Genomic DNA, 943 nt, shown 5'->3' with positions numbered 1-943 from the left:
TGCCGTTTTATGAACAACACCCCTGATTCTCCCGCATTCCAGAATGCGCTGGCGTTCGTGCTCCGCGCCGAGCGCGGCTACGTTAACGACCCCACCGACCGGGGCGGCGAAACCAACCTCGGTATCTCTGACAAACGCGATGGCGTTGCCGACGGCATGACCGACGTCGATGGCGACGGCAAAGCCCGATACCCGTATCCGTGATCTGACAGTAGCGCAGGCCGGGCAGATTTATTTCCGCGATTACTGGTACCCCGCGTACTGCCCGCTGTGGCCTGACGACATCGCCCTGTTTGTTTTCGACTCCGCCGTCCAGCATGGAGCTAAAAAGGCTGTTCAGTTGCTCCAGGAGGCTATTGGTTTTACGGGCAAGGACGTTGACGGTATTGCCGGTCAGAAGACCCGCGCAGCCGTCGCCGGTGCTGACCCGGACTGGCTGCTTAACCGCCTGTTCGTCCGCCGTTCCCGTTATTACGCCGACATCATCAAAGCCACCCCGTCACAGGGCAAATACCTCAACGGCTGGTTTAACCGCCTCGATAACCTGACGGATGCCTGCCGGGAAATCGCCGGTTTCCGGTATTCGGTCGCCGGGAGCTGAGTATGGGCAAGGGATGGGAGGCATCACTGAAACGCGGTCGTCATGACCGCCTGCGGCAGGAAGTGCTTCACCGCATGGCCGGTGGTCCGCCACCGGTCCCGACCAGCTATGAGGGGCATGACGGCACGCACGGCAGCTATTACCTGCGCGGCTGGTCGTCCGTTGACACGCGAGACATCATCTGGCAGTGCCAGAAATACAAGGAAAAACACTGTGTTTAAATCGTTTAATACCGGCTGGCTGAAACCCGCACTGCTGAAGGTCTTGCAGTCTGGCTGGACTATCATTGTGCTGGCTGGCTTGTCCCTGATGTACTGTAACTTCTATGGCCGCCAGGCTTTT

Annotated in this window: 1 protein-coding gene and 1 pseudogene; both read left to right on the top strand. The window is 59.0% G+C overall.

Going from position 1 to position 943, the window contains the following annotated elements:
• Positions 1–9 precede the first annotated feature (9 nt).
• Positions 10–601 (top strand): annotated as a pseudogene (locus GTGU_RS23405) (glycoside hydrolase family 108 protein).
• A gap of 2 nt (positions 602–603) precedes the next feature.
• Positions 604–822, top strand: a complete 219-nt coding sequence (locus GTGU_RS23400; protein ID WP_038163240.1) for a hypothetical protein — start codon at positions 604–606, stop codon at positions 820–822.
• Positions 823–943: the final 121 nt, after the last annotated feature.

The sequence above is a fragment of the Trabulsiella guamensis ATCC 49490 genome, from assembly GCF_000734965.1.
Taxonomy (GTDB): Bacteria; Pseudomonadota; Gammaproteobacteria; order Enterobacterales; family Enterobacteriaceae; genus Trabulsiella; species Trabulsiella guamensis.
The sequence above is the reverse complement of the archived record's forward strand: the minus strand, read 5'-3'. Positions and strand labels throughout refer to the sequence as shown.